A 26,124-nucleotide genomic window follows, 5' to 3' on the forward strand; every position below is an offset into this window, starting at 1 on the left:
TTATTTTATTGAATAATCTCACTTCGTACTTAAGTTAGATCCCATTTTTCAAAATCAAAATCTCTTTGTTTTTATCTTTTTTAATGTTTTACAATGTAGAACTAGTGCTACTTTTTTTAAGGTAGTCGGGCTACAAACAGTTGAGTTGAAGCGGTCTAAATTTGCAAAAATTAATCAGTAAGTCCTTTTTATTGAGCTTTAGCCAAGGATTTATTCAATATTTAAATTTAAAAAAATGGAATCAAAAATTACATTTCTATTGTTTGTTTTTCTTGCCTCTTGTTTGGTAGGAAATAATTTGTATGTCCTAGTTATGTCTATGGTTGCCCAAAACAAGGGTAATCCTTATGACTGTATTGCTGATAGAAGACCCTTTTATATGGTAAATCCGCTTAAAGCTTTTATCATAGAAGCAAAAGGAATTCGAGCTTCAGAATTAATCGGTCCAATTCCAATCGATATTGGGAATTTGGTTCCAAGAAATATATTTTCTGTCAATAAAGATATAGACTTCAGTGTCTTTTTGGGTAATAAAACAATTGTAAAACTATGAAAGCAAATACTTTAATTAAAAGCCCCTCTTTAGGAGATATCTTAGATTATTCATGGTTTTTTGTGTTGTTTCTATTGACAAGTTTTTCGATGCAGGCACAAGCTTTGTCTGATTTTACGCTTAGTGTGACACCGTCAGCTGAAACATGTCCAAATAATGGAACGTTAACTATCACTACATCAAATACTGTAGCGGGATCAATAATTACATATTCCATAACAAAACCTGATACAAGTTTGTTAAATACCACAGATCAAGTTGTGTCTGGTCTTTCAGCAGGAACATATACAGTAGTGGCAACCCAGTCATTTGGGGGTAATAGCAGTTCAAAGCAACAAACTGTTACGATTGCCAATCAAGTACCTCCATCGCCAGTATTCACCTCTTCAACAGGCGGTTCCTGTAATGGAGACATAACACTTAATGTCACAAAAGGGACAGTTGTCTCCTATACATTGACAAATTTGCCAGGTACTCCGGCATATTCAAAAACTCAGGCAGGAAATGTATTTACAAATGTTCCTCCGGGAAATTACCATATTGTTGGTTCAGATGCGTGTAATCAAAGTTATGGTATTGATGTATTGGTGAATGCGGGCTCTGTTACTTTTACAAGGAATTATCTTGCGGATAAATTATCTGGGTGTGGTCAGATTAAGTGGTTTAACACATTCGGAACTAATACTTATATAGCATATCCTTTAAATTTAAAATATACCATAACAGATCCAGACGGAGGTGCAGATACAGTTATTAATAGAACTGTCAATTCTGGTAACTCTAGTACTTTGGATGTGAATGACGTAATTCCATTTTACGATAATAAGGCTTATTCGGTCAATCTTAAAATAACAGATGCGTGTGGTACAGTATTTTCTTTTACTCAAAACATAAATGAGTATTCTCGCGTTGAACCTAGTTTGGGTAATACTCAATGTGGAGGACATTATATAAACTTGAAAGAAAAATTTATGAATGGTCCTTACACATTTGCAATTGTTACAAAACCTGCCGGATCAACTATCACAAATAATCCATCGGTTGATGCTTCTGGAAACTTCCATAGTTTTGGAGATGCTAATACTGCTAATGAACCTGGTTATTATGAAGTAGACGTAACAGATGCATGTGGTATTACTAGGAGAGCGACTTTTACTATTCCTGTAGTGTCATACGCTAATCCTGCGCCTCTAACATATGCTTCCTGCACCCCTGGTAAGGTTACGTTTGACTTTTATAAAAACCCTGGGCATTTTACATCTGTAACAGTAACGGGGCCCGGAGGTGTTGTGGTTCCTGCATCGCAAGTAAGTATCACAGGAAATGGTTTCCGTATTTTAGTGAAGGATGTTGATCCTGGAACTTATACTGTTGATTATACTGATGACTGTGGAAATCATACAATTACATATACTGCAAATGCAGTTAATGAGCCATCTTATACATTTAATGTGTCAAAACAGTGTGGTTCATTTTATACTACTCTTAGTGCGGTAACCAATAATATTCCAGGTTACTCAAATGTGACCTACCGTTTGGAACAGTGGAATGCAGCAAGCAGTACGTGGATTTTAGTTACCGATCAAGATTCAAATGGAAGATTAACCGGTGTCAGTGGAAGTTTTTTCAAAACTGGTAAATTCAGGCTCGCAAGATATTTTACCAGCCCTATACCTCCTGCTAATTTGGCCAATGATATTGTTTCTGGACAATGTGTAACTCCTTTAGATGAATTTGAAATAGGTGCAAATGCAATTAAGATTGATAAGGCTTTCGTCTTTTGGTGTTCAAGTAGCTTAGCGAATGTTGTATTGTCTGCTTCTGGTGCTACTGGCAATATTAATTATTCTATTGTTAAGAAAGATGGCGTTTCTTTCACAGTTAACAACGGCACTAGTAATATTTTTACAAATTTACAGGAAGGGGAATATGAATTCCATGCTACTGATGATTGTTCCAATACAGCTGTTTTTACGGTTGATTTGAATTCCCTTAATCAGCCAAAGGTAAATCCTCTCAATCTGTGTGATGGACAAGCGGGGAAGTTAAGTGTTGATGGGATGGCAAATATGAATTATTCATGGACTAAAGGAACCAACCCTACTGTGTTGAGTACGTCCAATATTTTAAATTTTCCATCATTCAATGGAGCTGTCGATGCAGGTATTTATCATGTACATTTAACTTCTAATGCACCTAATAATTGTATTGATAAAGTATTGGATTTTACTATCACATCCAATACATCTAATCCAAATGCAGGTACTAATCAAACAATAAATGTATGTACGAGCTCTCCTGATGTTAACTTAGACAATTATTTGTCAGCTGGTGCTGATACATATGGTAGTTGGAGTGAAACAACCAACAGTGGAAAGCTAGCAGGTAGTTTTTGGTCTCCCTCTAAGGCTGGAGCTGGAACCTATACATTTAAATATACTGTGAATGGATTATGTTCAGGAACTTCTGTGGCAACTTTTACTATTGTAAATACTGCTACTCCTGCAGCACCAACAGCTAATGTGACACAGCCTACATGTACAGTAGCGACTGGTACTATAACAGTTACAGCTCCTCCGGTAGCGGCAGGTATTACTTACACTGTTACAGGAACAAATCCTGTAGTAGCAGCAGTTACTAATAGTACAGGTGTATTCTCAGGATTAACACCAGGGACTTATGATGTTACAGCTTCAGCTGGAACATGTATGTCTCCGGCAACTGCTTTAGTAGTTAACTCTGCTATTTTACCACCATCGGCCCCGACATTGGGTACAGTGACACAGCCAACTACCTGTGCTGCACCAAACGGTACATTCCAGATCAACGCTTATGATGCGACGACTTACACTTATGTGGTTAATCCATCAACAGGAGTAACAGTATCAGGAAGTGGAGAGGTAACAGCACCTGAAGGAACTTATACGGTGACAATAACAAATAAAGCATCAGGCTGTACTTCACCCGCATCGGCAAGTGTAACAGTAGATGCTGCGCCGACTGCGCCAACTGCGCCTACATTGGGAGCAGTAACCCAGCCAACCACCTGTGCGGTTCCCAACGGTACGTTCCAGATTACGGGTTATGATGCAGCGACTTATACTTATGCTTTTACGCCATCAGTGGTGTCGGTATCGGCAACAGGATTGGTGACGGCATCAGCGGGAAGCTATACATTGAAAATAACGGACAAGGTTTCCGGATGTGAGTCGGCTTCATCTGCAGCAGCAGTTGTAAATGCAGCTCCATCAGCTCCATCAGCCCCAGTATTGGGAGCTGTGACACAGCCAACCACCTGTGCGGTTCCAAACGGTACGTTCCAGATTACGGGTTATGATGCAGCGACGTATACTTATGCTTTTACCCCATCAGTAGTGTCGGTATCGGCAACAGGATTGGTGACGGCATCAGCGGGAAGCTATACATTGAAAATAACGGACAAGGTTTCCGGATGTGAGTCGGCTTCATCTGCAGCGGCAGTTGTAAATGCGGCACCATCAGCTCCATCAGCCCCAGTATTGGGAGCTGTAACCCAGCCAACCACCTGCGCGGTTCCCAACGGGACGTTCCAGATTACAGGTTATGATGCAGCGACTTATACTTATGCCTTTACGCCATCAGTAGTGTCGGTATCGGCAACGGGATTGGTAACGGCATCAGCGGGAAGCTATACATTGAAAATAACGGACAAGGTTTCCGGATGTGAGTCGGCTTCATCTGCAGCGGCAGTTGTAAATGCGGCACCATCAGCTCCATCAGCCCCAGTATTGGGAGCTGTAACCCAGCCAACCACCTGTGCGGTTCCCAACGGGACGTTCCAGATTACGGGATATGATGCAGCGACGTATACTTATGCCTTTACGCCATCAGTGGTGTCGGTATCGGCTACAGGATTGGTAACGGCATCAGCGGGAAGCTATACATTGAAAATAACAAACAAGGTTTCCGGATGTGAGTCGGCTTCATCTGCAGCGGCAGTTGTAAATGCAGCTCCATCAGCTCCATCAGCACCAGTATTGGGAGCTGTGACACAGCCAACCACCTGTGCGGTTCCAAACGGTACGTTCCAGATTACGGGTTATGATGCAGCGACGTATACTTATGCTTTTACCCCATCAGTAGTGTCGGTATCGGCAACAGGATTGGTGACGGCATCAGCGGGAAGCTATACATTGAAAATAACGGACAAGGTTTCCGGATGTGAGTCGGCTTCATCTGCAGCGGCAGTTGTAAATGCGGCACCATCAGCTCCATCAGCCCCAGTATTGGGAGCTGTAACCCAGCCAACCACCTGCGCGGTTCCCAACGGGACGTTCCAGATTACAGGTTATGATGCAGCGACTTATACTTATGCCTTTACGCCATCAGTAGTGTCGGTATCGGCAACGGGATTGGTAACGGCATCAGCGGGAAGTTATACATTGAAAATAACAAACAAGGTTTCAGGATGTGAGTCGGCTTCATCTGCAGCAGCAGTTGTAAATGCAGCTCCATCAGCTCCATCAGCACCAGTATTGGGAGCTGTAACCCAGCCAACCACCTGTGCGGTTCCAAACGGTACGTTCCAGATTACGGGATATGATGCAGCGACGTATACTTATGCCTTTACGCCATCAGTGGTGTCGGTATCGGCTACAGGATTGGTAACGGCATCAGCGGGAAGCTATACATTGAAAATAACAAACAAGGTTTCCGGATGTGAGTCGGCTTCATCTGCAGCGGCAGTTGTAAATGCAGCTCCATCAGCTCCATCAGCACCAGTATTGGGAGCTGTGACACAGCCAACCACCTGTGCGGTTCCCAACGGTACGTTCCAGATCAACGCTTATGATACGACGACTTACACTTATGTGGTTAATCCATCAACAGGAGTAACAGTATCAGGAAGTGGAGAGGTAACAGCACCTGAAGGAACTTATACGGTGACAATAACAAATAAAGCATCAGGCTGTACTTCACCTGCATCGGCAAGTGTAACAGTAGATGCTGCACCGACTGCACCAGCTGCACCGACATTCGGAGCTGTAACCCAGCCAACCACCTGTGCGGTTTCAAACGGTACGTTCCAGATTACAGGATATGATGCAGCGACTTATACTTATGCCTTTACGCCATCAGTGGTGTCGGTATCGGCAACGGGATTGGTAACGGCATCAGCGGGAAGTTATACATTGAAAATAACAAACAAGGTTTCCGGATGTGAGTCGGCTTCATCTGCAGCAGCAGTTGTAAATGCAGCTCCATCAGCTCCATCAGCACCAGTATTGGGAGCTGTAACCCAGCCAACCACCTGTGCGGTTCCAAACGGTACGTTCCAGATCAACGCTTATGATACGACGACTTACACTTATGTGGTTAATCCATCAACAGGAGTAACAGTATCAGGAAGTGGAGAGGTAACAGCACCTGAAGGAACTTATACGGTGACAATAACAAATAAAGCATCAGGCTGTACTTCACCTGCATCGGCAAGTGTAACAGTAGATGCTGCACCGACTGCACCAGCTGCACCGACATTCGGAGCTGTAACCCAGCCAACCACCTGTGCGGTTTCAAACGGTACGTTCCAGATTACAGGATATGATGCAGCGACTTATACTTATGCCTTTACGCCATCAGTGGTGTCGGTATCGGCAACGGGATTGGTAACGGCATCAGCGGGAAGTTATACATTGAAAATAACAAACAAGGTTTCCGGATGTGAGTCGGCTTCATCTGCAGCAGCAGTTGTAAATGCAGCTCCATCAGCTCCATCAGCACCAGTATTGGGAGCTGTAATCCAGCCAACCACCTGTGCGGTTCCAAACGGTACGTTCCAGATCAACGCTTATGATGCGACGGCTTATACTTATGCTTTTACGCCATCAGTAGTGTCGGTATCTGCAACAGGATTGGTAACGGCATCAGCGGGAAGCTATACATTGAAAATAACAAACAAGGTTTCCGGATGTGAGTCGGATTCATCTGCAGCGGCAGTTGTAAATGCAGCACCAACGGCTCCAGCTGCGCCTACATTGGGCACGGTAACACAGCCAAGTTGTGCATCGCCAAACGGAAAATTCCAGATCAATGCTTATGATGCTGCGACTTACACTTATGTGGTTAGTCCATCGGCAGGCGTAATGGTATCCGGAAGCGGATTGGTAAGCGCACCAACAGGAAGCTATACAGTAACAATTACAAATATTGCATCAGGATGTGTGTCATCTGCGTCTAATATTGTTGTAATAGAATCTGTTATTTGTGCGGTTGATGATGACTACAGTGCAACACCGATAAACGGAAAAGACGGGGGGACAACACCAAACATTTTGGTAAACGATACCCTTAACGGAGCACCGGTTGTGTTGTCAGACGTAAACTTAACAGGAGTTACTGTTCCAACAGGATTGACAGTAAACACTGATGGTACAATTACGGTAGATCCTAATACACCAGCAGGTTCTTATGAAGTGGTTTACAGCATCTGTGAGAAACTGAACCCGACAAATTGTGATACGGCAACTGTTAAAATAGCAGTTGATCAGGCAGTAATTGATGCGGTTGATGATGACTACAGTGCAACACCGATAAACGGAAAAGACGGGGGGACAACACCAAACATTTTGGTAAATGACACCCTAAACGGAGTGCCGGTTGTGTTGTCAGACGTAAACTTAACAGGAGTAACTGTTCCAACAGGATTGACAGTAAACCCTGACGGTACCATTACGGTAGATCCTAATACACCAGCAGGCACTTATGAAGTGGTTTACAGCATCTGTGAGAAACTGAACCCAACCAATTGCGACACGGCAACTGTTAAAATAGCAGTTGATCAGGCAGTAATTGATGCGGTTGATGATGACTACAGTGCAACACCGATAAACGGAAAAGACGGAGGTACAACACCAAATGTTTTGGTAAATGACACCCTAAATGGAGTGCCGGTTGTTCCATCAGACGTAAACTTGACGGGAGTGACTGTTCCAACAGGATTGACATTAAACCCTGACGGTACCATTACGGTAGATCCTAATACACCAGCAGGCACTTATGAAGTGGTTTACAGCATTTGTGAGAAACTGAACCCAACCAATTGTGATACGGCAACAGTTAAAATAGCAGTTGGTCAGGCAGTAATTGATGCGGTTGATGATGATTACAGTGCAACACCGATAAGCGGAAAAGACGGAGGAACAACACCAAACATTTTGGTAAATGACACCCTAAACGGAGTGCCGGTTGTTCCATCAGACTTAAACTTGACAGGAGTTACTGTTCCAACAGGATTAACATTAAACCCTGACGGTACCATTACGGTAGATCCTAATACACCGGCAGGAAGTTATGAAGTGGTTTACAGTATCTGTGAGAAACTGAATCCAACCAATTGCGATACGGCAACTGTTAAAATAGCAGTTGGTCAGGCAGTAATTGATGCGGTTGACGATGATTACAGTGCAACACCGATAAACGGAAAAGACGGAGGTACAACACCAAATGTTTTGGTAAATGACACCCTAAACGGAGTGCCGGTTGTTCCATCAGACGTAAACTTAACGGGAGTTACTGTTCCAACAGGATTGACATTAAATACTGACGGTACAATTACGGTAGATCCTAATACGCCAGCAGGTACTTACGAAGTGGTTTACAGTATCTGCGAGAAGTTGAACCCAACCAATTGCGACACGGCAACTGTAAAAATAGCAGTTGGTCAGGCAGTAATTGATGCGGTTGACGATGATTACAGTGCAACACCGATAAACGGAAAAGACGGAGGTACAACACCAAATGTTTTGGTAAATGACACCCTAAACGGAGTGCCGGTTGTTCCATCAGACGTAAACTTAACGGGAGTGACTGTTCCAGCAGGATTGACATTAAACACTGACGGTACAATTACAGTAGCGCCTAATACGCCAGCAGGTTCCTATGAAGTGACCTACAGCATCTGTGAGAAGTTGAACCCAACCAATTGCGATACGGCAACTGTTAAAATAGCAGTTGGTCAGGCAGTAATTGATGCGGTGGATGATGATTATAGTGCAACACTTATAAACGGAAAAGAAGGAGGTACAACACCAAATGTTTTGGTAAATGACACCCTAAACGGAGTGCCGGTTGTGTTGTCAGACGTAAACTTAACGGGAGTTACTGTTCCAACAGGATTAACAGTAAACACTGACGGTACAATTACAGTGGCTCCAAATACGCCTGCAGGCACTTATGAAGTGGTTTACAGCATCTGTGAGAAGTTGAACCCAACCAATTGTGATACGGCAACTGTAAAAATAGCAGTTGGTCAGGCAGTAATTGATGCGGTTGATGATGATTACAGTGCAACACCAATAAACGGAAAAAGTGGAGGAACAACACCAAATGTTTTGGTAAATGACACCCTAAACGGAGTACCGGTTGTTCCATCAGACGTAAACTTAACGGGAGTTACTGTTCCAACAGGATTGACATTAAACCCTGACGGTACAATTACGGTAGCACCAAATACCCCAGCAGGTTCTTATGAAGTGGTTTACAGTATCTGTGAGAAACTGAATCCGACCAATTGCGATACGGCAACTGTTAAAATAGCAGTTGGTTATGCAGTAATTGATGCTGTTGACGATGATTACAGAGCTGTACCAATTAGTGGAAAAGAAGGAGGTACAAAATCAAAAGTTTTGGTAAATGACACCCTTAACGGAGTACCGGTTGTGTTGTCAGATGTAAACTTAACGGGTGTGACTGTTCCAGCAGGATTAACATTAAACCCTGACGGTACAATTACAGTAGCGCCTAATACGCCAGCAGGTACTTATGAAGTGGTTTACACCATCTGTGAGAAGTTGAACCCAACCAATTGTGATACAGCAATTGCTACGGTAATAGTTGCCCCGGCTGTAATTAATGCAGTGGACGATGACTACAGTGCAACACCAATAAGTAGAGAAGACGGAGGTACAACGCCAAATATTTTGGCTAATGATACCCTTAACGGAGTACCGGTTGAGTTGTCAGATGTAAATTTAACAGGAGTGACTGTTCCAGAAGGATTAACATTGAATCCTGACGGTACAATTACAGTAGCACCTAATACGCCATCAGGTACTTATGAAGTAGTTTACAGCATTTGTGAGAAACTGAATCCGACAAATTGCAATTCAGCAACTGTTACGGTAGTAGTTAATGACGTCGAAGTCTTTAACGCTCTTACGCCAAATGATGACGGAAACAATGATGTGTTTACTATAACCGGATTAGAAAATTATCCTGATAATACATTGGAAGTTTTCAATCGTTGGGGAGTTAAAGTTTATTCAACTGAGGGTTATGGTCAAAATGGAAACTTCTTCAGAGGTTTTGCAGAAGGCAAAAATGTCGTTAAGCAGTCTGAAGGATTACCGTCGGGTACTTACTTCTACGTTTTGAGATATGTTAACAATTCTGGAGTTGCAAGAACCCGTTCGGGCTACCTATTCCTTAACAGATAACAGTAATTAATTCTCATCGGGGTTGTAGAACCCCGATGAGTTATTATGAAATAAAAAAAATAAAATGATGAATACAATGAAGAAGATATTTTTACTGTCATTAGTAATCTTTGCGAGCGTAAGGGCTTTTGCCCAGCAAGATGCACAATACACCCAGTATATGTACAACACGGCCAATGTGAATCCGGCGTATGCGGGGAGCAGGGGAGCGTTGAGCGTATTTGGATTACACAGAAACCAGTGGGTTGGTTTGGATGGCGCTCCGGTTACCAACACTTTTTCGATAAGTTCGCCTATCGGTTATTCGGGATTGGGAGCGGGTTTGTCTTTTGTTGGCGATAAGATTGGACCTACAACTGACAACACTATTTCCGCCGATTTATCCTATACTATCGAAACATCCGCATTCTATAAACTGGCTTTTGGGGTTAAAGGTTCGGCCAATTTGTTCAGTCTTGACGTGAATAAGCTGCATATTTACAATCCCGGTGATGCTTATTTGCAGTCTGTCACCAATGATTTCAATCCTAATATAGGAGCCGGAGTTTATTTTTATTCCGACAATACCTATATAGGATTATCGATTCCCAATTTTTTCCAAGACAAGAAATACTCGGATAGCGATCGTGCCGTGTATATGGAAAAAATGCATTTTTACTTGATTGGAGGACACGTGTTTGATCTGTCCCCGTCAATAAAATTCAAGCCTGCTTTTTTACTCAAGGCAGTTGAAGGTGCCCCATTGCAGCTTGATTTGTCGGGTAATTTCATGTTCAATGAGAAATTTGTGCTGGGTGTAGCCTGGAGATGGAATGCAGCCGTGAGTGCCATGGCGGGTTTTCAGGTAACACCGGGAATGTACATCGGTTATGGGTATGACATGGAAACCACAAAGCTGGCCAATTATAATTCTGGGTCGCACGAAATATTCCTGAGGTTTGAATTTTTAAATAAAGATGGTGGAATTGTATCACCAAGATTCTTTTAACACTTAAGTAGATTATGAGAAAAACAGTTAAATGTCTGGCGGCTGCCGTTTTGTTGTCTTATGGAGTTTATGGACAAAAGAATCAGGTTGCGGCAGCAGACAAAGAATATGATAAATTCGCCTATGTAGACGCCATAAAAGTGTACGAAAAAGTATTTGATCGTGGCTACAAATCGGCAGACATGCTGAAAAAATTGGCCAATGCGTACTATTTTCAGGCAGATTACGAGAAGTCTTGTAAATGGTATGGAGAACTTTTTGCACTTCCCGATGCAAAAGAAAGCGAATATTACTACCGCTATGCCCAGTCGCTGAAAGCCACTGGAAATTATGCCAAGGCAGATGAGCTTTTAAATGCGTTCTATACAATGAACAATCAGGACAGCAGGGCGCGTTTGGCAGCGGAACAAAAGAACTACCTTGAGATCATCAGTAAAAATTCGGGCAGATACACCATTGGAGATTCCGGGATTAATTCCGACAAGTCGGATTATGGAAGTGCTTTTTATGGTAAAAAGATTGTGTTTGCCTCATCACGAGCAAAGAAAGGAGAAAATTCATGGGATGGTCAGTCTTATACTGATTTATACGCTGCCGATTTACTTCAAGACGGTTCACTTGATAAACCGTCCAAATTTGGAGGAAGGATCAATACTAAATACAACGAATCGACCCCCGTGTTTACCAAAGACGGACAAACGGTATATTTTACCCGAAACAATTATACCGACAGAAAGAGAGGGAAAGACAAAAATGAAATTACGTTGTTAAAACTCTATAAAGCCACCAAAGACGGGGATGATTGGAAAAATATCAAAGAGTTACCCTTTAACAGTGATAATTATAATGTGGCGCATCCGGCATTAAGCCTTGACGAAAAGACCCTGTATTTTGCATCGGATATGCCTGGTTCGATAGGGGCATCGGATATTTACATGGTGAGCATTAACGCAGATGACAGCTATGGAATACCTATGAATCTGGGGCCAACAGTCAATACCGAGGGCAAGGAAACCTTTCCGTTTATAAGCGGGGAAAACGAACTATATTTTGCATCGGACGGGCATCCCGGTTTAGGAGGTCTGGATGTTTTTATCGCCAAGCCTAAAAAAGAAGGTGGATTTGAAAACCCGATAAACGTGGGAGAGCCTGTAAACAGTTCAAGTGATGATTTTGCCTTTTTGATCGATACCAAAACCAAGATGGGTTTTTTCAGTTCGAACAGGGCAGCGGGAGTAGGAAATGACGACATCTACAAACTTAAAGAGTACAAACCAATTGCGGAGGAATGCACACAAAACATTTACGGAAGAATCACTGATGTGTCTACAGGCGAACCAGTAAGTGCGGCAGTGATTTTATATGACAGCAAGGGAGTGTTTGTGAGAGAGGTTCAGACCAAGGCTGATGGTCTGTACGACTTCGGAACAGTGGATTGTGGTAGCTTATATAAAGTAAAAACAGAAAAAGAAGGATTTGATGTTGCTGAAAAGCCGGTAACGACCGGTATGGCAACGGGAAAAACCAAGGCAGACCTGACAATAAAGCAACAGAGAGCACACTTAGGGGATGATCTGGCAAAAAACTTGGATATCAAAATAATCTATTTCGATTTGGACAAGTCCAATATCCGACCTGATGCAGAAGTAGAATTGTCCAAAGTTGCCGAAGCCATGAGACAGTACCCTACAATTGCAATAGATGTACGCTCACATACTGACTGTAGAAACACAGCAGCCTACAATATGGCCTTATCCGACAGAAGAGCCAAATCCACGATAGCCTGGTTGGTAAAACAGGGCATCAGCAAAAAACGACTAACGGGAAGAGGATATGGTGAATCGCAATTGCTAAACGATTGCGGATGTGAAGGTACCGTTAAGTCGAATTGTACAGAAGAAGAACACCAAAAGAACAGACGTTCGGAGTTTATCATAAAGAAGTTTTAAAGGTATGGGCACATTATTGATAGGGCGTTGGCATGGGTAAGTTGCAATGATATAATTATTTTGAGAAATTACCATTACTGATTTGTTTTTGAATTTATAGATCGTGGTAGTCTAGTTTTTAATGAGGTAACGGCTTATTTTTCTCAATTTTTCTTTGTGATTTGAATCGTGTAATATACCCTGTCTAATGTGCTCTTTTATTTTTATTTCGTGGTTAACGTTAAATCTGAGCTCAATTAATAAAAATACTTGTTATTCGTTTTTTTTGTAATCCTGCAAGGTCTTTTTTTTTTTTTGATCTTGCAGGTTTTATAATTATTGTGATATAGGTTTTTTATTTGCGAAAATCTGCGAAATCTGGGTGAAAATAAAACAGCAATTCTTTATCCTAATGAGATTGCGCTATCAATCGTGTTGCAAATTTTCGCAGATGAAATAAAATGAATTTAGATTTTTAAGAAATAACCTGAATGATTGGATTAAATGCTTTCGAAGCCACCAATACCTTTTGTCCAATCTTAAAGTTGATTACTTCATCTTCGGTGGCGACCACTTTTATAATGTTGTTTCCGGAAAAAACCTGAATTACATACACAATATCGCTCTTGGTAATGCTAATGATTTCGCCTGTCAATTTGAATTTACTACTTATTTTTTCTTCTGAAAAAACGGCGTTGGGTGTTCCTTCTTTAATGATTTTTCCTTTGTCCAGAATAATAACTTTGTCCGAAAGTTTGAATATTTCGGGAATTGAGTGTGTAATCATCAAAGTCGTCAATTCGTATTTTTGATGAATTTTCAAGATATAATCCTGAAGTTTAAACCGCATAGCATCATCCAAAGCAGATAGCGGTTCATCTAGCAAAAGTATTTCTGGTTTACGGACAATGGCTCGCGCTAAGGCCACACGCTGTTTTTGTCCTCCCGATAAATTTTGAGGTTTGCTGTTTTGCAACGATTGCAATTCCATGAGTTCAATCAATTCGGGTATGATTTTGGAATCGTCTCCTTTTTGAAGGGCAAATTCTAAATTTTCTTTTACAGTTAAATTTGGAAACAGAGCAAAATCTTGAAAAACAAATCCGATGGAACGCTTTTGAATGGCTAAATGAATTTTGTTTTGCAAATTGTCCCAAGTTTCGTTTCCAACTTTTATGTTTGTTTTTTCTGCTTCGGTCAATCCTGCCATTATTCGGAGTAATGTTGTTTTTCCAGCTCCTGAATTTCCATAAATAGCTAAAAACTGCCCTTTTTCGATAGAAAATGAAACATCCAACGGTAATTCGCCGTCCGCCGTTTGCAACATTTTATAAGCATTGAATTGTATCATTAATAAAGAGTTGTTTTTCGAGATTTATTATTGATTAAATGCACGGCCAACAAAATAGAAAAAGAAAACGCAAACAATATTCCCGCATAAATATTGGCATTATCGTAATTCATCGATTCGACTTCTTCGTAAATGGCAATCGAAACTACTTTGGTTTCCTGAGGAATACTTCCACCAACCATTAACACAACTCCAAATTCTCCCACTGTATGCGCAAACGTCATTATGATTCCGGTGAGTAAAGAAGGGCGAATATTCGGGAGAATGATTTTTAGAATGGTCGTAAATCGGGATTTTCCCAATGTAAAAGAAGCTTCCTGTAAACTCGCCGGCAGATTTTTTAATCCGGACAAAATAGGGTTAATCATAAACGGCAGGCTGTATAAAACGGATGCCAGAATCAATCCTTCGAAGGTAAAAACCAATCGTAAATCAAAATAATCAGTTAAGAATTTTCCGAAAGCATTTTCGGGACTGAAAGCAACGAGAAGATAAAATCCCAAAACGGATGGGGGCAAAACCAAAGGCAGGCTAATCAGCGCTTCGATAATTGCTTTGAAACGAAATCGGCTATACGCCAGCCAGTAGCATAGCGGTATGGCAACCGCCAAAAGTATCAGCGTTGTAATGAAAGCCAGTTTTGCCGTGAGCCATAAGGGTTCTAGATTAATCATTGGGCGATAAGCTTACTTCGTTTGTTTTTATTAATGCAAAAACACTATCGTTTTCCTTCAAATCCAATTGTTCACAAGCATTTGTGGTTATTATGGATTTTATGACGGTTTCGCCAAAATTCAGATTAATTTGACTGAGTATAACTCCTTTTTTTATTGATTCAATGGTACATTGCAAACGATTCTGGATACTTAGATTTGGATTAAAATCTTTAGAAATTACCACTTCGGTTTCTTTAAAAATGATTTTTACAAAATGATCATTCCTGAGATAGGAAGCTGTTTCGTTTGTGTCCAAAACAATCGAAGTGAAAGCGGTATTATTGGAATTTACTTTTACCAATGAAATTCCTTCGTGTGATTGTATTGCCGTTATGTATCCGTTTAGAGTATTCATTTTGTTTTGGTGTCGTATCCGTAATATTTCAAAATAGCGATTGCTTTTTTCGAAGATATAAAATTATAAAATTTAGTTGCACTTACATTTCCTTGTGCGTGTTTCAAAAGTACGCAACCTTGTTCTAAAACGGAATGACTTTTTTGTGGAATAATATAATATTTTCCTCCTTCTTTTTGCATGTTTGGCGTAAGGACTAGCGACAAAGCTATGATTCCAACGTCGGCGGCACCAGTGGTTGCATATTGGGCGGCTTGCGTAATGTTCTCGCCAAAAACCAATTTGCTTTTGACTTTGTCATAAACTTTGTAGAATTTCAAACTTTCAATTGCTTTTTCGCCATAAGGCGCAGTTGTGGGATTTCCAATAGCTATTTTACGAATATTCGCGTCCAAAAGACTGTTTATTTTTCTTTTGTTTGGGTCTGTTTTTTTACTCCAAATTGCCAGTTTTCCTATCGCATACATTTTAATTTCAGATGATGTCAGTTTTTTTTCTTTCAATTGATTTGGATAATCCATATCGGCAGAAAAGAACAAATCAAAAGGAGCTCCATTCGAAATTTGTTCGAATAATTTTCCCGAAGCGCCGTAAGTAACCTGTGTGTCTATATTCGGGTACTGAATTTTAAAAACTGTAGTTATGGAATCCAAAGCTACTTTTAAATTGGTTGCGGCTACAATCGTGATTTTTTGTTGTGCTTTTGCGGAGCTAAATAGTAACGGCATTAAGACAGTTATGGTCGAAAGCAGTAGTTTTTTTACAGTCATAAATTTTAGTTTTAACCTAAGTGTAGAATTAGCCACGGATTATACGGATTGAACTGATTTACAATGATTTTTTAGATTTTGAAATAGAAAAATCTGCGAAATCTGCGACCAGGGTTATAGCGAACAGGCGAAGCAAATCTGCGTGAAAAAATCAACAGATTGTGTTCAAGAAAAACATCTTCAAAAATAAGTATTTTTACGTAACTACTGATTTATTTTTTTGTTTAAGAAATAGCTTTGGTAACAAGCGACAATAAATGTAAATTTGCCGTTCATTTTTAGTTTGTGGTTTATAGATTAAAACCATAAACCACAAACCATAAACTATTAACAAAAAGATGAAATACAATCCGAACGAAATAGAAGCCAAATGGCAAAAATATTGGGCAGAAAATCAAACTTTTGCCGCCGAAAATAATTCTGAAAAGCCAAAATACTATGTTTTGGATATGTTTCCTTATCCGTCTGGAGCGGGGTTGCACGTGGGGCATCCGCTGGGTTACATCGCTTCGGATGTGTATTCCCGATATAAAAGACATCGTGGATTCAATGTTTTACACCCAATGGGTTACGACAGTTTTGGATTGCCGGCTGAACAATATGCGATTCAAACGGGACAACGTCCAGAAGATACAACTTCGGTAAATATCGACGGAGGAGTTGACAAAGAAGGAAACAAAATTGCGGGTTACCGTAAACAATTGGATAAAATTGGGTTTTCATTCGATTGGGGTCGTGAAGTACGAACTTCAAATCCTGATTATTACAAACACACACAGTGGATTTTTATTCAACTATTTAATTCTTGGTATAATAAAAATACAGACAAAGCCGAAGATATTTCGACTTTGATTGCTGTTTTCGAAAAAGAAGGAAATGCTAATGTAGATGCGGTTTGCGACGATAATATTGTTGGTTTTTCGTCAAGCGAATGGAATGCGTTTTCGTCAGAAGAACAACAAAAAATACTTTTGCAATATAGATTAACCTATCTGGCTGAAACCGAAGTAAACTGGTGTCCAGGATTGGGAACGGTTTTGGCAAATGACGAAATCGTAAACGGAGTTTCTGAACGTGGCGGATATCCTGTGATTCGTAAAAAAATGACCCAATGGAGTATGCGAATTTCGGCTTATGCTGAACGATTGTTACAAGGTTTGGATACGATTGATTGGAGTGAAAGTATTAAAGAAAGTCAAAGAAACTGGATTGGTAAATCGGTTGGAGCGTCAGTAGAATTCAGATTGCAGAATTCAGAAGGTAGTATATCGGTTTTTACAACTCGTCCTGACACCATCTTTGGAGTTACTTTTATGACATTGGCACCAGAATATGAATTGGTGGCTCAAATTACAACTCCGGAACAAAAAGCAGCAGTTGAAGCGTATATCGAAAAAACCGCAAAACGTTCCGAAAGAGAGCGTATGGCCGATGTAAAAACCATTTCGGGAGTTTTTACTGGGGCGTATGCTGAGCATCCGTTTACCAAAGAACCGATTCCAGTTTGGATTGGGGATTATGTTCTGGCGGGTTATGGAACAGGTGCCGTAATGGCGGTTCCTTGTGGAGATGAAAGAGATTATGCTTTTGCGAATTTCTTTAAAGGACAAAACGGAATGCCGGCTATCAAGAATATTTTTGATAAAGATATTTCAGAAGCCGCTTTTGGAGCGAAAGAAGGGTTTCAATTAGTGGATTCGGATTTCTTAAACGGATTGGATTATAAAAAAGGAACTCAAAAAGTAATTGAAGCGTTAGAAAAAATAAATCAAGGAAAAGGAAAAACTAATTACCGTTTGCGTGATGCGGTTTTTTCCCGTCAAAGATATTGGGGCGAACCGTTCCCTGTATATTATGTGAATGGATTGCCACAAATGATTGATGCGAAACATTTACCAATTGTTTTGCCAGAAGTGGAGAAATATTTGCCAACAGAAGACGGATTGCCTCCATTAGGAAACGCGACAGTTTGGGCTTGGGATACAAAACAAAATAAAGTTGTTAATACAGATTTAGTAGATCATGTAACGATTTTTCCTTTGGAATTGAACACAATGCCAGGTTGGGCAGGTAGTTCATGGTATTGGATGCGTTATATGGATGCACACAACGAAAACGAATTTGCAAGTAAGGAAGCTTTGGCTTATTGGGAAAATGTGGATTTATACATTGGCGGAAGCGAACACGCTACAGGACACTTATTGTATTCCCGTTTTTGGAATAAATTCTTGAAAGATAAAGGTTTTGCACCAACTGAAGAACCATTCAAAAAACTGATTAATCAGGGAATGATTTTGGGAACGAGTGCATTTGTTTATAGAATTGAAGGAACAAATTCGTTTATTTCTAAAAATAAAATTAGCGGAGAAAGTGTTCAACCGATTCATTCTGATGTAAGTTTTGTGAATTCATCAGATGAATTAGATATTGAAAAATTCAAAGCTTGGAGAGAAGATTATAAAGATGCTGAATTCATTTGTGACGATAACGGTAAATACATTGTAGGGCGCGAAGTCGAAAAAATGTCGAAATCCAAATACAATGTTGTAACTCCAGATGATATTTGTAATGAATACGGAGCGGATACTTTGCGTTTATACGAAATGTTTTTAGGGCCATTGGAACAAGCGAAACCTTGGAATACGGCTGGTATTTCGGGAGTTTTTGGTTTCCTTAAAAAATTATGGCGTTTGTATTTTGATGAAAATGGTTCAATCGTAAACAGCGAAGAGCCTACAAAAGACAACTTAAAATCATTGCACAAAACCATCAAAAAAGTAGCAGAAGATATTGAAGGTTTCTCTTTCAATACTTCGGTTTCACAGTTTATGATTTGTGTAAATGAATTATCTTCTCAAAATTGCCATTCGCGTGCGATTTTAGAACCGTTGGCGATTTTGGTTTCACCTTATGCGCCGCACATTGCTGAGGAATTGTGGGCTCAATTAGGAAATTCAGGTTCAATTTCGACTGTTGAATTTCCTGTTTTTGAAGAAAAACATTTGGTGGAATCAGAGAAAGAGTATCCGGTTTCTTTCAACGGAAAAATGCGTTTTACCATCAAATTGCCTTTGGATTTGACCGCAGCACAAATCGAGGAAATCGTAATGAAAGACGAAAGAACCCAAAAACAACTCGACGGAAAAACACCAAACAAAGTGATTATCGTTCCAGGTAAAATTATCAATTTGGTGGGATAGTCAAATTTTAAATTCCAAATATTTTAAATTCCAAATTCCAATGACAGTAGTTTATTGGGATTTGGAATTTTTATTTTGGAAATTTTTAACGGATGTCAAATTGGCATTTTGTTAAATTTGGTTTGTAATTTGATGTTTAATTCCTAGGTTTTAAACGAAAATAAAAAACACACAAAATATGGGAATGAGTTATTTAATTCTTGCTGGGGGTATTATGCTGGCAAGTTGGTTAGTGAGTTCTAGACTGAAAAGTAAATTTGAATTTTACTCTCAGTTGCATTTGCAAAACGGAATGTCGGGACGAGAAATTGCCGAGAAAATGCTTGCAGACCACGGTATTTATGACGTTCGAGTGATTTCGACTCCGGGTCAGTTGACAGATCATTACAATCCGGTTGATAAAACTGTAAACTTGAGTGAGGCGGTTTATAATCAAAGAAACGCGGCAGCAGCTGCAGTTGCGGCACACGAATGTGGACACGCCGTGCAACACGCCACAGCTTACAGTATGTTGTCATTACGTTCTCAATTGGTTCCAATTGTAAACGTGGCTTCTTCTTATATGCAATGGATTTTGTTGGCGGGAATCTTGATGTTGCGTAGTTTTCCTCAATTGTTATTGATTGGGATTGTGATTTTTGCCGCAACAACTTTGTTTTCGATAGTTACTTTGCCTGTAGAATATGATGCGAGTAATCGCGCTTTGGCTTGGCTAAAAAATAAAAATATGCTCAATCAAGCCGAATATTCCGGTGCAGAAGATTCGTTGAAATGGGCTGCAAGAACTTATGTTGTGGCTGCTTTGGGTTCTATAGCAACTTTACTGTATTACATTTCTATTTTTAATAATAGGAGATAGTTTTTTTAATGTGATAATTAGTCAATTAGAAAATTTAAAAAACCTGAGAGTTAAATAAACTTTCAGGTTTTTTTATAGGTTTAAAAAGTAATTATCTAATTATCTCATTCTCTAATTACAATCGTTATTCAGGCATATCCTGTTGTTGCCATTTTACTAGAACGGCAACCAAACTGTCGTTCAAAGGTGGTTTTTTATTTCTTGGAGGCATGAATTTTCGATCTTCTTGCGGAAGTTTGATACGCTCAATTATGGTTGTGATATGTTCTTTTACGTGAGCGTAGTTTTCCAAAGGTTCTTTTCGGCCTTGAGGCGGAATGTGACAAGGCGTACAGCTATTGTCTATGATTGGTTTAATGTCTTTGTTGTAGCTTAATTTTTTTTCTACTTTGGTGTAATCTGCTCCTTTTTTGGTGGAGTTACAGTTTATTAAAACAAGGGAAAAAGGAAGGATGAGAAGGCAAAGTTTGAGTTTTTTCATATGTAGTTGTTTATTGGTTACAAGTAATTAATAGGTTTTGTTATTTGATGATTTTTAATCATAATTTACACTTTGACTATTTGTGTATGATAAGGTTTAATTTTTGTTGAAAATATTGGATTCGTTCATCGGTCTAAAGATATAAAAGTTTCGGTTTTGGAAACTGCTTAAAGGTTTTAATTTTGGAATCCAGGACGTGATTTGAAATAAATTCCAAATAAAAAATCCAAATTCCAATAGTACAATTGGAATTTGGATTTTCAAAATATTGGATTTTTATATAAATCTACTTTGTTTTGTTGGCTTCGGCAATGTATTTTTCTAATGCCATAGTCATTGAAGGAGTTCCGGGAGTTGGTGCCATAATATCGATACGCAATCCGTGATCCAAAGCCTCTTTTTGAGTAGTGCTACCAAAAACAGCTATACGAGTATTGTTTTGTTCAAAATCCGGAAAGTTTTTGTATAATGATTTGATTCCGGTAGGGCTAAAGAAAGCCAAAACATCGTAATAAACATCGGCCAAATCGGATAGGTCACTCATAACCGTTTTGTAAAAAGTGGCTGGAGTCCAATCTACTTTCAATGCGTTTAATGTCACAGGAATATCTGCGTTCAATTGGTCAGAAGCCGGCAACAGGAATTTTTCGTCTTTGTATTTTTTAATCAAAGGCGATAAATCAGCAAAATCTTTAGGACCTACATAGATTTTGCGTTTTCTGTAAACAACGTATTTTTGTAAGTAAAAAGCAATTGCTTCAGACTGACAAAAGTATTTTAATCCTTCAGGTACTTTATAGCGCATTTCTTCAGCAACTCTGAAAAAATGGTCAACAGCATTCTTACTTGTTAATATAATGGCAGAGTAGTTGTTAAGATCGATTTTTTGGAGTCTAATCTCTTTTGCGCTTACTCCTTCTACGTGAATAAAAGGTCTGAAATCAATTTTCACTTTATGCTTTTGCTGCAGCTCAAAATATGGAGAATTTTCCACTTTAGGTTCTGGTTGTGACACCAAAATTGTTTTCACTTTCATATTAAAAAAATTTCTAAACGCTACCTTTTGTAAACCAATAATACATAAAATAATAGGGTGCTATTTCAAGAGTGCAAAGATATAAAATAAAATAAAACAACTTGCCGAAAATTTCGTTTCTGTAGCTTTTTATTGAGTATACATAAAGTAAAACGTTCAGAACTACGATGGTATAAAGGATGGTCAGCGGAATGTTTTTTAGTAGGGCATCATAATAGTATAAAATGATGTCAACAGGAAGTAATACTAAACCGACATATGTGCGATAGGTAACCTTCTGTAAATTAAATTGTTCGATTAATTCTTCTATATTAAATGTAGTTGCAATGATTTTTTCGATTAAAAATTTGGACAAAACAAAGTAAATGACAAATGTGAATATTTGGATAAATAAAATCCAATCCGTTTTTAAACCATAACCAAAACGCGCCAATAAAATTTGAATGAAAAATGAAAAGGAAATGATTTGAACCAGAAATAAAGAGATGGAAAACATCCCCATCAAATGGCTACTGTCTCTGTATATTCGTACGTACTTGTCTGAAAAAATTAACTTGGTGAAATCCTCAAATCGGTTTTCATAGAGCGATTTAGTTAAGGCAACAATGCCAAAAGACAAAATAAAAACGAGAGTTACCCAGTCGTTTGTGTCAGTTATTCTAGGATGAAGTACGTGTTCTGTCATAATTAGAGCAAAATTAGTAATTTTTATAACATTATTTATTATAAATTTATAATAATCAAATGGCATAAAAAGGTTACTTTTGCACGGAAATTAAGCTAAACATGAACAATTGTATTGTTATAATTCCCACCTATAACGAAATTGAAAACGTCGAAAGCATTATTAGGGCAGTGCTCTCACAACACAAACCTTTCCATGTCTTAATTATTGACGACAATTCTCCAGACCATACTGCGGATAAAGTAGTTATGCTTCAGTCTGAGTTTAACGGTAGGTTGTTTTTGGAAAAAAGAGAAAAAAAGGCGGGGCTGGGAACCGCTTATGTTCATGGTTTCAAATGGGCTTTGCAAAATAAGTATGATTTTATCTTTGAAATGGATGCCGATTTTTCACATAATCCTCAGGATTTGGAAAAATTATACGAGGCCTGTCATTTTGGTGATGCCGATTTGGCTATAGGTTCTCGTTATGTAACTGGGGTAAACGTCGTGAATTGGCCTTTGAGCCGTGTGCTGTTGTCTTATTTTGCATCGGTTTATGTTCGTATGATTACCGGAATGAAAATTCATGATGCCACTGCTGGATTCGTTTGTTATAAACGGGCAGCGCTGGAAGCTATTAATTTGGACAGAATTAAATTTGTTGGGTATGCTTTTCAGATTGAAATGAAATACCGAACGTTTTGCAATAAATTTGCCATTTCTGAAGTGCCCATTATTTTTACTGATAGAACAAGGGGGCAGTCCAAAATGAGCAATTCGATTATTATTGAAGCCGTATTTGGAGTTATCATGTTACGTTTAAAAAAGTTGGTTAACAGTTTGTAAAAGAAAACTACTATGAACAGATATTTAATTAAGAATGCTAAAATAGTAAATGAAGGGGTTATTTTTGAAGGAGATGTGCTGGTGGAAAATGACCTTATTGTTGAGGTTTCAGACAATATTAGCCTAAAATCTTCGGATTGTATGATTATTGACGCAGAAGGAAGTTATCTTTTGCCGGGAGTTATCGATGATCAGGTGCATTTTAGAGAGCCGGGACTTACTCATAAAGGAGACATTGAATCTGAATCCAAAGCGGCTGTCGCTGGGGGTATAACTTCTTATATAGAACAACCAAATACTGTTCCAAATGCTGTTACTCAGGAAATTCTGGAAGAAAAATACAAAATAGCTTCCGAAAAATCATTCGCCAATTATTCGTTCATGATGGGTGCGACCAATGATAATCTAGAGGAAGTGTTGAAAACAAATCCGAAGAATGTCGCAGGAATAAAAATATTTTTGGGGTCTTCAACAGGAAATATGTTGGTGGACAACGAAGAGGTTCTGGAAAAAATTTTCAACTGCACTTCAATGTTAATTGCTGTTCATTGTGAAGATGAAACGACAATTAAAAATAATCTGGAAAAATTCAAAGAAGAATATGGAGAAGATGTGCCGGTAACAGCTCATCATCTTATCCGTAGTGAAGAGGCGTGTTATCTTTCTTCTTCAAAAGCAATAGCTTTGGCTAAAAAAACAGGTGCAAGGCTGCATGTTTTTCATCTTTCGACGGCCAAAGAAATGGAATTGTTTACTAACAAAATTCCGCTCGAGGATAAAAAGATTACTGCCGAAGTTTGTGTGCATCATTTGTGGTTTACCAATGATGATTACGCAAAGAAAGGCAATTTGATAAAATGGAATCCAGCCGTAAAAACTGATAACGACAGAAAAGCGTTGTGGGAAGCATTAAACGATGGGCGCATTGATGTTGTTGCTACGGATCATGCTCCACATACATTGGAGGAAAAAAAACAAAAATACCTGCAAGCTCCATCTGGAGGTCCATTGGTACAACATTCGCTTGTGGCTATGTTCGAAGCGCATCACCAAGGAAAGATAAGCGTCGAGAAAATTGTAGAAAAGATGTGCCACAACCCGGCTAAAATTTTCAAAATAGAAAAAAGAGGGTTTATTAAAGAGGGGTATTATGCTGATTTGGTAATCATCAACGCTGGATTGCCTTGGAGTGTTAAGAAGGAAAATATACTTTCAAAATGTGGATGGTCTCCTTTTGAAGGCTTTACTTTTAAATCCAGAATTACACACACTTTTGTAAATGGTAAGTTGGTTTACACCGGTTTTAAGGTAAAAGACATTCGTGCCGGCCAAAGATTATTGTTCGATAGAAATTAATAATTGATGAAAAAAATAGTCTCACTTTTTGTTTTTGTTGCCTTGCTTGTTAGCTGTAATAAGGATTTGGTTGAAAAACCGGACAATCTTATTGACAAAAAAGTGATGGGAGATATTCTTTATGATGTGTCGATTTTGGAAGCTATGAAGTATCAAAGTCCTGATAGTTTGATTGCTTACGGTATAAATCCAAAAACTTATGTTTTTAAAAAGTATAAAATAGACAGTCTTCAGTTTGCCAAAAGCAATGCTTATTACGCTTCGGATTATAGAGAATACAAAAAAATGTATGATGCCTTAAATGACCGACTTAAAAAAGAGAGAACTACTGTAGATTTGTTAGTCAAAAAAGAAGAGAAAAAAGCAGCGGCACTTAAAAAAGCAAAAGAAAAGAAAGTGCAGGACTCTATTAAAAAAGCTAAGAAAATTAAAGAGTTGAAGCTTAAAAAAGAAAAAGATTCTATTGTCAAAAAGAAAGCGACAAAGGAAACTTTGAAAAAGAAATAGTTACAAATTTGTAATTTCCTTAATATATTGATGAACGTCCTGGAATGTAATATTCAGGGCGTTTTTTATTTTTTCGTTCGAATATAAATCGGTGGTATAGGACGATCTTGCTGTAGCGATGCTCAATTGTCTTTTTTGACCAAAAACATTCGAAGCAACCCAATCCATTTTTGATAAAACAGTCATCATAAACGGTGTTGCGTGATGGCTTGGTCTTTTTACTTTTAAGGCATCAGCAATTGTGTTCAGTAAATCCTGAAATACGATATTTTGGCTTATTAATGTAAAGCGTTCCCCGTGAATAGAACTTTTCATGAGTTGATGCATTATAGCTACAACATCATTAACGGATACAAATCCGGTTAATCCTTTGGTGTAAAACGACAGCCCATTTTTTACTCTTTTAAAAAGTTCGCCACTTCCTTGTTCCCAAAATCCGGGGCCAATAATAACGCCTGGGTTTACAATCACAACTTCAAGTCCTTCCTGTAGACCGCGCCAAATCTCCATTTCGGCTCCATATTTTGAAATGGCATAATCGCTGTGCGGTTTTTCGGGATTCCATTCGGTTTCTTCCGTAATAATGGATTCGTGTTCTGGCAGGTCGCCCAAAGCGGCTATGGAACTCACATAGCAGAGTTTTTTGATGTTTTTGGCAAGGCAAAAATTGACAATGTTTGCCGTTCCTTCGATATTGGTTTTTCGCACAAGTTCTTCGTCTTTCGGGTCAAAAGAAATCATTGCCGCACAATGATATACTTCGGTTATTTCCTCAAAAGCATTTTCGAGTGCAGGAATGTCTAGGATATCTCCTTGAATCCATTCGATGGAATCGTAAAGTGCCTCTTTTTTATATAATGAAAAAAGCGCTTTTGTCTTTTGAGTGCTGTCTGAATTTCTGTAAATAGCACGTATGTTTTCTCCTTTTTCCGATAGGAAAATTAAGAGATGTGCGCCTACTAAACCGGTTCCTCCTGTGACTAATACCATATTTACAAATGTAATAAGTTTAAAGTTTCTAAGTTTCTAAGTTTCTAAG

General features: G+C 39.0%; 17 protein-coding genes. 9 read left to right on the top strand and 8 right to left on the bottom strand.

Annotated features, from left to right (window positions below):
* Window positions 1-235 precede the first annotated feature (235 nt).
* The 4 genes from EM308_RS05695 to EM308_RS05710 all read left to right on the top strand — a co-directional run bounded on the left by EM308_RS05695 (window position 236) and on the right by EM308_RS05710 (window position 12,963).
* The gene (locus tag EM308_RS05695; protein ID WP_035634236.1) at window positions 236-553 is read left to right on the top strand and encodes a hypothetical protein; all 318 of its coding nucleotides are present in this window, start codon (window positions 236-238) and stop codon (window positions 551-553) included.
* The gene (locus EM308_RS05700) at window positions 550-10,026 is read left to right on the top strand and encodes a gliding motility-associated C-terminal domain-containing protein (RefSeq protein WP_070261795.1); all 9,477 of its coding nucleotides are present in this window, start codon (window positions 550-552) and stop codon (window positions 10,024-10,026) included. Before EM308_RS05695 ends, EM308_RS05700 begins: the two co-directional genes overlap by 4 nt.
* Before the next feature lie 76 nt (window positions 10,027-10,102).
* On the top strand, window positions 10,103-11,014 hold the full coding sequence (locus tag EM308_RS05705) for a PorP/SprF family type IX secretion system membrane protein (RefSeq protein WP_035634438.1): 912 nt from the start codon (window positions 10,103-10,105) through the stop codon (window positions 11,012-11,014).
* Between the two features lie 14 nt (window positions 11,015-11,028).
* On the top strand, window positions 11,029-12,963 hold the full coding sequence (locus tag EM308_RS05710) for an OmpA family protein (protein ID WP_035634241.1): 1,935 nt from the start codon (window positions 11,029-11,031) through the stop codon (window positions 12,961-12,963).
* A gap of 454 nt (window positions 12,964-13,417) precedes the next feature.
* Here EM308_RS05710 and EM308_RS05715 read toward each other — a convergent pair whose 3' ends face one another.
* Genes EM308_RS05715 through modA form a run of 4 tightly spaced genes read right to left on the bottom strand, consistent with a single transcriptional unit; the run spans window position 13,418 to window position 16,134 of the window.
* Window positions 13,418-14,293, bottom strand: a complete 876-nt coding sequence (locus EM308_RS05715) for a sulfate/molybdate ABC transporter ATP-binding protein (RefSeq protein WP_035634243.1) — start codon at window positions 14,291-14,293, stop codon at window positions 13,418-13,420.
* Window positions 14,293-14,967: a molybdate ABC transporter permease subunit gene (gene modB / locus EM308_RS05720; protein ID WP_035634247.1), complete on the bottom strand. Its 675-nt coding sequence runs from the start codon at window positions 14,965-14,967 to the stop codon at window positions 14,293-14,295. Before modB ends, EM308_RS05715 begins: the two co-directional genes overlap by 1 nt.
* On the bottom strand, window positions 14,960-15,364 hold the full coding sequence (locus tag EM308_RS05725; protein WP_035634248.1) for a TOBE domain-containing protein: 405 nt from the start codon (window positions 15,362-15,364) through the stop codon (window positions 14,960-14,962). The genes modB and EM308_RS05725 overlap by 8 nt, the downstream gene beginning before the upstream one ends.
* Window positions 15,361-16,134: a molybdate ABC transporter substrate-binding protein gene (gene modA / locus EM308_RS05730; RefSeq protein WP_035634251.1), complete on the bottom strand. Its 774-nt coding sequence runs from the start codon at window positions 16,132-16,134 to the stop codon at window positions 15,361-15,363. Before modA ends, EM308_RS05725 begins: the two co-directional genes overlap by 4 nt.
* A gap of 338 nt (window positions 16,135-16,472) precedes the next feature.
* Between modA and leuS the strand changes: the two genes are divergently transcribed.
* Together leuS and EM308_RS05740 are read left to right on the top strand one after the other, a co-directional pair.
* Window positions 16,473-19,334 (top strand): leucine--tRNA ligase, encoded by a 2,862-nt coding sequence (gene leuS / locus EM308_RS05735; protein WP_035634254.1) that lies wholly within the window; start codon window positions 16,473-16,475, stop codon window positions 19,332-19,334.
* A gap of 178 nt (window positions 19,335-19,512) precedes the next feature.
* On the top strand, window positions 19,513-20,193 hold the full coding sequence (locus tag EM308_RS05740) for a zinc metallopeptidase (protein WP_156101299.1): 681 nt from the start codon (window positions 19,513-19,515) through the stop codon (window positions 20,191-20,193).
* A gap of 124 nt (window positions 20,194-20,317) precedes the next feature.
* On the opposite strand, the gene EM308_RS05745 is transcribed toward EM308_RS05740, so the two are convergent.
* The 3 genes from EM308_RS05745 to EM308_RS05755 form a co-directional block, all read right to left on the bottom strand.
* Window positions 20,318-20,674: a hypothetical protein gene (locus EM308_RS05745; protein WP_035634256.1), complete on the bottom strand. Its 357-nt coding sequence runs from the start codon at window positions 20,672-20,674 to the stop codon at window positions 20,318-20,320.
* Between the two features lie 286 nt (window positions 20,675-20,960).
* Entirely contained in the window at window positions 20,961-21,710 is a 750-nt protein-coding gene (locus EM308_RS05750) for a uroporphyrinogen-III synthase (protein ID WP_035634259.1), read from the bottom strand.
* 13 nt (window positions 21,711-21,723) lie between these two features.
* Window positions 21,724-22,395, bottom strand: coding sequence for a DUF4271 domain-containing protein (locus tag EM308_RS05755; RefSeq protein WP_035634443.1), 672 nt, complete (start codon window positions 22,393-22,395; stop codon window positions 21,724-21,726).
* A gap of 101 nt (window positions 22,396-22,496) precedes the next feature.
* Here EM308_RS05755 and EM308_RS05760 point away from each other — a divergent pair, with 101 nt between their 5' ends.
* The 3 genes from EM308_RS05760 to EM308_RS05770 are packed head-to-tail and all read left to right on the top strand — an operon-like array spanning window position 22,497 to window position 25,085.
* Window positions 22,497-23,222 carry a polyprenol monophosphomannose synthase gene (locus EM308_RS05760; protein WP_035634262.1) on the top strand — a complete coding sequence of 242 codons (726 nt, stop codon included), beginning with the start codon at window positions 22,497-22,499 and terminating at the stop codon, window positions 23,220-23,222.
* A gap of 12 nt (window positions 23,223-23,234) precedes the next feature.
* Window positions 23,235-24,578, top strand: a complete 1,344-nt coding sequence (locus EM308_RS05765; protein ID WP_035634265.1) for a dihydroorotase — start codon at window positions 23,235-23,237, stop codon at window positions 24,576-24,578.
* Between the two features lie 6 nt (window positions 24,579-24,584).
* Entirely contained in the window at window positions 24,585-25,085 is a 501-nt protein-coding gene (locus EM308_RS05770; protein WP_035634267.1) for a DUF4296 domain-containing protein, read from the top strand.
* Here EM308_RS05770 and EM308_RS05775 read toward each other — a convergent pair whose 3' ends face one another.
* Window positions 25,086-26,075, bottom strand: coding sequence for an NAD-dependent epimerase/dehydratase family protein (locus EM308_RS05775; RefSeq protein WP_035634270.1), 990 nt, complete (start codon window positions 26,073-26,075; stop codon window positions 25,086-25,088).
* Window positions 26,076-26,124 lie beyond the last annotated feature (49 nt).

The sequence above is a fragment of the Flavobacterium gilvum genome, from assembly GCF_001761465.1.
Classification (GTDB): domain Bacteria; phylum Bacteroidota; class Bacteroidia; order Flavobacteriales; family Flavobacteriaceae; genus Flavobacterium; species Flavobacterium gilvum.

Excerpts from the sequence above, each read along its gene's own strand:
- EM308_RS05695 (WP_035634236.1), top strand. The coding sequence starts at position 236 with ATGGAATCAAAAATTACATTTCTATTGTTTGTTTTTCTTGCCTCTTGT.
- EM308_RS05700 (WP_070261795.1), top strand. The coding sequence starts at position 550 with ATGAAAGCAAATACTTTAATTAAAAGCCCCTCTTTAGGAGATATCTTA.
- EM308_RS05705 (WP_035634438.1), top strand. The coding sequence starts at position 10,103 with ATGAAGAAGATATTTTTACTGTCATTAGTAATCTTTGCGAGCGTAAGG.
- EM308_RS05710 (WP_035634241.1), top strand. The coding sequence starts at position 11,029 with ATGAGAAAAACAGTTAAATGTCTGGCGGCTGCCGTTTTGTTGTCTTAT.
- EM308_RS05715 (WP_035634243.1), bottom strand. The coding sequence starts at position 14,293 with ATGATACAATTCAATGCTTATAAAATGTTGCAAACGGCGGACGGCGAA.
- modB (WP_035634247.1), bottom strand. The coding sequence starts at position 14,967 with ATGATTAATCTAGAACCCTTATGGCTCACGGCAAAACTGGCTTTCATT.
- EM308_RS05725 (WP_035634248.1), bottom strand. The coding sequence starts at position 15,364 with ATGAATACTCTAAACGGATACATAACGGCAATACAATCACACGAAGGA.
- modA (WP_035634251.1), bottom strand. The coding sequence starts at position 16,134 with ATGACTGTAAAAAAACTACTGCTTTCGACCATAACTGTCTTAATGCCG.
- leuS (WP_035634254.1), top strand. The coding sequence starts at position 16,473 with ATGAAATACAATCCGAACGAAATAGAAGCCAAATGGCAAAAATATTGG.
- EM308_RS05740 (WP_156101299.1), top strand. The coding sequence starts at position 19,513 with ATGGGAATGAGTTATTTAATTCTTGCTGGGGGTATTATGCTGGCAAGT.
- EM308_RS05745 (WP_035634256.1), bottom strand. The coding sequence starts at position 20,674 with ATGAAAAAACTCAAACTTTGCCTTCTCATCCTTCCTTTTTCCCTTGTT.
- EM308_RS05750 (WP_035634259.1), bottom strand. The coding sequence starts at position 21,710 with ATGAAAGTGAAAACAATTTTGGTGTCACAACCAGAACCTAAAGTGGAA.
- EM308_RS05755 (WP_035634443.1), bottom strand. The coding sequence starts at position 22,395 with ATGACAGAACACGTACTTCATCCTAGAATAACTGACACAAACGACTGG.
- EM308_RS05760 (WP_035634262.1), top strand. The coding sequence starts at position 22,497 with ATGAACAATTGTATTGTTATAATTCCCACCTATAACGAAATTGAAAAC.
- EM308_RS05765 (WP_035634265.1), top strand. The coding sequence starts at position 23,235 with ATGAACAGATATTTAATTAAGAATGCTAAAATAGTAAATGAAGGGGTT.
- EM308_RS05770 (WP_035634267.1), top strand. The coding sequence starts at position 24,585 with ATGAAAAAAATAGTCTCACTTTTTGTTTTTGTTGCCTTGCTTGTTAGC.
- EM308_RS05775 (WP_035634270.1), bottom strand. The coding sequence starts at position 26,075 with ATGGTATTAGTCACAGGAGGAACCGGTTTAGTAGGCGCACATCTCTTA.